Genomic DNA, 6,184 nt, shown 5'->3' with positions numbered 1-6,184 from the left:
TGACCAGTGTCGCGGCCTGCGCTGACGACGTTGGCGGAGACACGCCCACCCAGACAGCGACGCCGACCGTCAACGCGGCGAGGCGCACCGGGACGACCGTCACGGGACCGACGACCAATGGCGACCGTCCGAACCCCTTCTCGCTCCCGGTGTTCGACCTCGCCAGCTATGGCTACACCGCCCAGGAGTTCATCCTCGACGGCAACGCCACCTCCTACGCCCCGGCGCCGGGCACGCAGCTCGGTACGGATGGCCGCTGGACGTTGCGGCCGGCCGCCACGGCACCGTTCAGGACGCGGATTCTCGTGATCCGTCCCAGCGAGCCCAGGAAGTTCAGCGGCACCGTCTGGCTGTCCTGGCTCAATGTGACGGCCGGATTCGAGATCGGCAGTTTCACCCACGAGAGCGTGCGCGACGGCGACGCCACCGTTTACGTGTCGGCTCAGAAGGTCGGCCTCGACGGAGTTCCCGGGGCCGAAGGAAACGGCCTGCGGAACTGGGACCCGCATCGTTACGGATCTTTGATCCATCCCGGCGACAACTTCTCCTACGACATCTTCACGAAGGCCGCGCTCCTCGTCGGGCGCGAGCGTGGAGAGCTGCCGGTCGACCCGATGGCAGGATTTGACGTCAAGCACGTGTTCGGCACCGGCGCATCCCAGTCCGGCTTCCGCCTGACCTCCTACCTCAACGGCGTCCAGCCCCTGAGCAAGGCACTCGACGGCGCCCTGTTGATCACCAGCTTCGGGCGCGCGGCCGATTTCCAGATAGCCGCGGAAGCCGACGACGCCGCCGCATCGCTCACCCGGCCGCCCACGCGAATCCGCGATGACCTCGGCATCCCGTCGATCCTCGTGAGCACGGAGACCGAGGCGGAGTCGATCCACCCGGCGCGTCAACCGGACTCGGCCACGTTCCGATTCTGGGAGATCGCGGGTGCCGCCCATGCCGGGGGCGGTTCCGACACCATCGGCGACGTGGTCAAACTCTTCACCCGCGACGGCCTCACCCTGCCCGCGGCCGCCCTCGGGTCGACCTCGGGCGCAGTCGGCGCGACGGCGGCTCCGAACTCGCTCAACTGGCAGCCGGTCGTGTCCGCCGCCAGCGCGGACCTGGTGAGGTGGGCCTCAGGCGGAGCCCCGCCGCCGTCACTGCCCCGCATCGCCTTCGCCGGAAACCCGCCGCGCATCGAGCGGGACACCTACGGCAACGCCCTCGGCGGTATCCGGATGCCGGAACTCGAGGTTCCCGTCGCGACCTACAGCGGTACCGTCCCGGGCGCCTCCCTGATGGATTCCCTGTTCGGAACGATGTCAGCCTTCCCGACCACCCGACTGCGGACCCTCTACCCCGACCGCCAGGCCTACCTCGCTGCCTACGACCACGCCGCCGACGAAGCCGTGACAGCCGGGTACATCCTCGCCCGCGACGCACCTGCGCTCAAAGCGACCGCGGCGGCCAACGCAGCCGAACTGTTCCCCGAACGCTAGTGCCGAGTCGAACATGACTCAGTGTGAGGCCGTCAGGGTGGCCACTGAAGAGGCCGCACTCCGTCGACGGCGTCTTCCCCTCCCTCGCGTGTGCCGCGGCTCCTCGTAGCCTGGTCGAATGACGTGGCGAGCGCTGCACATCTCACAGCCCATCGAACGCGCCCCCGAGGCAGTCGCCGCCTTCGCCGGGAACCCGGAGAACCTTCCCCGGTGGGCGGCGGGCCTGAGCAACGGCATCCGGCTCGAGGAAGGGCGCTGGGTGACGGATTCACCGATGGGAACGGTCGAAGTCTCCTTCACGGGTCCGGTGCAGCACGGTGTGCTTGACCACGATGTGACGCTCCCGGACGGAACGGTGGTTCACAACCCGCTCCGAGTACTGCGCAACAGTGCGGGCAGCGAGGTCGTCTTCACGCTCTACCAGCTGCCCGGCGTGGCGGATGGCGATTTCGATCGGGACGCGGCGCTCGTGCGTGCGGACCTTGGACGCCTGCGGAGCCTCCTGGAGTCCTGACGCGGGGCCATTGACCGGCCTGCATGAACACCCCCACTCCGCAGGCCTGGCGGCCCCGTGGACCAGCACCGTGGTCGACGGACGCCGACGACTCCGGCTTGCTCCGCCCCGTTCCGAATACCCTTCACCCACACCGGCGACACCTTCCCGATTGGCACCCGAAGGGTCCGCGCGTCAGGCAGCCTGCCATTCGGCCTCCCCGAAGATGCAGGTCACGTAGGCATCCGAGAGCACCGTGACCGTCGGCTGCGCCACCGTCGCGACACGGTGCATCTCCCGGCCACAATGCGATCCCGTGGTGAAGTCCCATTCCTTTAAGATCATCCGATGGTTGACTTCCTCCGGCCCGGATGCGATCCGTTCCGCCCAGCCTCGGTCCGCGTCCGCGTAGGACACGTAGAAGTCAATGTGCGGCGAAGCCCCGGCCCGCCCCACGACCACGGGGCCGCTGCTGCCTGACGGGGCCCCGCCGCCACACCTACCCCGGAGAACGTCGAAGCTGCCCGAGGCGGCGGCTCGATGACCCAGTCGTACGGGACCGTCGAGGAAGCTGTGCTTGCCCGGGCCGCGCGCTGGATGCGATCGGCAGCATGAAACCGGCCGCCACCTCATCGACGACTTCAGAGCCGAACTTGACACGATCGAGCGGGTGGGACGCCGAGATCTTCAGTGCCGGGCCCACCAGGAAGCGGTGCTATGACCAGCCTGGAGCAGCTGCGGGGCTATATCCTGGAGGAGGTGTTGGCTCGGCTCCTTTACGAGAGTGGGTACCGCCTGCTGGTATCCGAGCTGCAGGACCCCGAGGCACTGAAACGGGGCGCACACGGGCTCCTCGTACGCGGTCGTGGCACGGATCACCAGGCCGATGTGCTCGGCGAGTTGACCTTGCCGGTTCCGTTCTCGCTACCTCTACGTATCTTCGTCGAGGCGAAATATCGTACCGCGAAGACGGGTCTAGGTGACGTGCGGAATGCACATGGAGTCATCCACGACGTCAACGAGCATCACTCGACGGCGTCGGCGGGCTCACGCGCGATCCCGATGCGACGCTACCACTACCGGTACGCCCTATTCTCCACCTCCGGCTTCACCAAGCCCGCCCAGCAGTTCGCGCTCGCCCAGCAGATCTCCCTTGTGGACCTGTCGAGCCCGGGTTTTTCCAGGTTGCTGAGCGCCGTCGACCACACCGCACGGAGAGTCTACGAGCTTGCCGGAGATACGCGGGTTTCGCCGTTGCCCACCGGACAGGTCCGTACCGCTCTCAGGCTGGCCTTCGACACATGGACCAATGTGGAGTCCGACGAGATCAGCACGGAGAACCCCAATGACTGGTTCGGCTTCGAGAGGCGTGCGCGTCGAGCCCTACGGGCAGAAGAACTGAACCCGGCACGGCGAGAGGCTGAAGCTCTTCCCCGAGATCGCCTGGCCTTCCTTGCCGCCGAGTCTGTCGGGCAGCTGGGCGAGAATCTGGTCTTCGCGTTTCCGTCCGCACCTTTTGTGCTGGCTCTGCGGCCTGCTGACCTCGCCGCGCTCGACACCTACGTCGCACACAATGGGCCCGAAATCGGCGTGAGCATCCAGTTCGTGACCCGACGCGAGGTCACCGGCGACTGGATAATCGTGCCCGCTGACGGTTCCCGGGCTTTTCAGCTCCAGTTCTCGCTACCGGCGCTGCTGGAGGACTGGCTCCTTTATGACGAGCGCACGGCTGGGCAGCGCGCCCGCGGCATCAAGGCCGACCTGCTGTCCTCGATCTCGCTGTTTCGAGCTGGCCGCCTCATCCGGCTAAACTATCAACGGCCACACCGAGGGTGACGGCGGCATGCCGGTCGTGATGTAAACGCCCTCTGCGGTCCCGCGGACTGCTGCCGACGCTGCCCGCTTTCATCGGCAGTGACCGCGACCTCAATCGAGTCGACGATCTCGCACTCGATGCTCGAGTCGGGCGTCCGCACGTACAGCAGGTCAACGTCTGCTTCGTCGATGTCGTCGCCGCGAGCCACCGGGCCACAGATGGACAACTGGACGGCACCGTAGCGCCAGCGCCTTGGTGATCCGGCTGTCACGAAGGTTGACGGTCACACCCGCAGCACGCCCCAGGCAGCCACGACCGCACGGGTCAGGTTCTGCGTCGCGCGACGCTGGTGTCATCCGTCAGACCCGGAACCGGGGCCTCCCCGGCGAGGCGGCGGACGGATCCGACCGGCAACTCCGCCACATCGGGCACAATCAGAACACTCCGCGCCGAGGGTCCCGCGGGTGGGTCTCCTGCAGGCCGCGGTCTGCGCGATCCACTTGTACCGCGCGCGGGCGGACCACCGCTCCGAAGTGAGATCCTCATTCTTGCGCTCCGTTCGGCCTCTGACCAGGGACGATGTCCGGTGAACCACGAGCGGCACTGTCATCCGGCAGTCGAACGCGGATTCGCGCCGCCCGGTAGAGCCTCTATTGCCGGAGAGACCGCGAGCCGCGTTGTCCTGACGTTTTCCAGATGATGTGGACTCACCTCGCTCGCCCGTCGAACTCCACCGGTCCCGCAGGCATCTCGCACTGCACGCACATGACGAACCACCAGAGCGGCGCCCTCTGTCGCCGATGTAATAATCGCGGCGCGGGCCGGCATACGGGGGCGGGCCCGGACGGGGGTAGACCTTGTGTCGTCAGAGGGCCGGTGGGACTTCTTACTCTCCTATGCCGCGTCGGACCGCGCCTGGGCCGAGTGGGTCGCCTGGCAGCTGGAGTCCGCGAATTATCGAGTCCTGATCAAGGCGTGGGATTCCGTGCCGGGATCGAACTGGAGTTCGCATATTCAGGCGGGCATCGTGGGCTCGAGACGCACGATTCTCGTGCTCTCCGCGGCCTACCTGCGGTGTCTTGACGACGCGCCCGAATGGCAGGCGGCCATCGCGGCGAATCCGTCCGGATCCGACCGGCGCCTGCTGCCCGTCCGCGTCGAGGAGTGCGAGGCGCCGGGCCTGCTGGCTCGCCTGGCCCCGATCGACCTGTTCGACGTCTCCCCTGAGTCGGCCCGGGACACCTTGCTGCAGCTCGTCCGCCATGCCCTGGACGGCCGTGCCAAGCCCACCGCCGAGCCGGCATTCCCCCGTCAGACGCCGGCCGCCTCCGCGGCTCGACCCGCGCCAGCCTTCCCCACCATCACTCCGAGGCCGGCTGGCGCGCGCAGCCCGGCCAGTGTTCCCAATCCGGCTGACCTTCTGAGCAGGACCGACAGACCGGACCGGTTCGTCACGCCGGTGCCGAACCCCGCCGTGCGGGACGCTGGCGTCTCCACCTCTCCGCCAGCCCGCCCGGCCCGGCCCGGCGTCGCGCTCGCCCGGCGGGAAGCGTCCGAGACCTGTGAGGCGCGGCGTCCGGCCGCCCAGGCCCGCGGCGGCGCGCGTACCTCGCGGGCCCGGCTGACCACCACGCATTCCGGCGGGCCGGCCGGGGATCCGCACGCTCCGCCATCAACACCGTCCTCACCGCCACCGCCACCGCCCACTGGTGAGGCGAGTTCTCCTGGTCCGACCGCCGGCGGCCGTGCGATGGCGGCACCGTCCTGGCCGGTCGGCACGATCGCAGTTTCTGCCGCATCCTGGGCCGCGTTGCCGACCTCGCGGTTGACCTGGCTCAAGGGAACGACGGACGCCGCTGTGCGTCGCGCACTCGACCCGCTGCCGGATGACGCGCCCGCCGCCGTCGCCTACCGCCCACCCGTGCTCCCATCCATGCCCGCCCACCAGCAAGCGCTGCTCGACGAGTTGGAGACGGTGGCGATGGCGATGCTGCCCGCCTGGCTGCCCGAGAGCGAGGCGATCGAGTCCGCGGGTGGAGCGGCGCCGGCGGCGATACGGGACCTCGCATCGAAGACAGCCGACGCCTGGGGGATCTCGTCGCGGTACCTGGCCGATCTCGCCGAGCGCGCGCTGCGTGGCGGACCGCGACCACGGACCAGCCGCTTTCCGCCGGATATTCGCGCGGTGGGGGCCGCCCAGGCCGTCGCCTCGGGGTTCGGCCGTGCGGACCTGGTGCTGGTCGTCGATCCAGCCGCGCGGGAATCGCGTCCTGCCGAGCAGCGAGCACTGCTGGACGCGTTGGTGTGGTTCGCCTACCAGGGCCGTGTCGGTGTCTGGCTGACCGGTCAGCCACACACCCCCCACGCCGCCCCGCTCCAGGCTCT

At 68.6% G+C, this 6,184-nt stretch carries 5 protein-coding genes; 4 read left to right on the top strand and 1 reads right to left on the bottom strand.

Going from position 1 to position 6,184, the window contains the following annotated elements; all coding sequences use genetic code 11:
* Both AC559T_RS07450 and AC559T_RS07445 read left to right on the top strand, forming a co-directional pair.
* On the top strand, positions 1 to 1,490 hold a 1,490-nt coding region (locus tag AC559T_RS07450), incomplete at its 5' end, for an alpha/beta hydrolase domain-containing protein (RefSeq protein ID WP_498868221.1).
* 118 nt (positions 1,491 to 1,608) lie between these two features.
* Entirely contained in the window at positions 1,609 to 2,004 is a 396-nt protein-coding gene (locus AC559T_RS07445; protein ID WP_498868220.1) for an SRPBCC family protein, read from the top strand.
* Positions 2,005 to 2,178: 174 nt separating this feature from the next.
* On the opposite strand, the gene AC559T_RS07440 is transcribed toward AC559T_RS07445, so the two are convergent.
* Positions 2,179 to 2,445 (bottom strand): toll/interleukin-1 receptor domain-containing protein, encoded by a 267-nt coding sequence (locus AC559T_RS07440; RefSeq protein WP_498868219.1) that lies wholly within the window; start codon positions 2,443 to 2,445, stop codon positions 2,179 to 2,181.
* A gap of 255 nt (positions 2,446 to 2,700) precedes the next feature.
* On the opposite strand from AC559T_RS07440, the gene AC559T_RS07435 reads away from it, so the two are divergent.
* Entirely contained in the window at positions 2,701 to 3,819 is a 1,119-nt protein-coding gene (locus AC559T_RS07435) for a restriction endonuclease (protein ID WP_498868218.1), read from the top strand.
* Between the two features lie 839 nt (positions 3,820 to 4,658).
* Positions 4,659 to 6,184, top strand: a 1,526-nt coding sequence (locus AC559T_RS07430; protein WP_498868217.1) for a toll/interleukin-1 receptor domain-containing protein, incomplete at its 3' end; no start/stop codon positions are given.

The sequence above is a fragment of the Frankia sp. Hr75.2 genome (assembly GCF_949319125.1).
Lineage (GTDB): Bacteria > Actinomycetota > Actinomycetes > Frankiales > Frankiaceae > Parafrankia > Parafrankia soli.
The sequence above is the reverse complement of the archived record's forward strand: the minus strand, read 5'-3'. Positions and strand labels throughout refer to the sequence as shown.

Excerpts from the sequence above, each read along its gene's own strand:
- AC559T_RS07445 (WP_498868220.1), top strand. The coding sequence starts at position 1,609 with ATGACGTGGCGAGCGCTGCACATCTCACAGCCCATCGAACGCGCCCCC.
- AC559T_RS07435 (WP_498868218.1), top strand. The coding sequence starts at position 2,701 with ATGACCAGCCTGGAGCAGCTGCGGGGCTATATCCTGGAGGAGGTGTTG.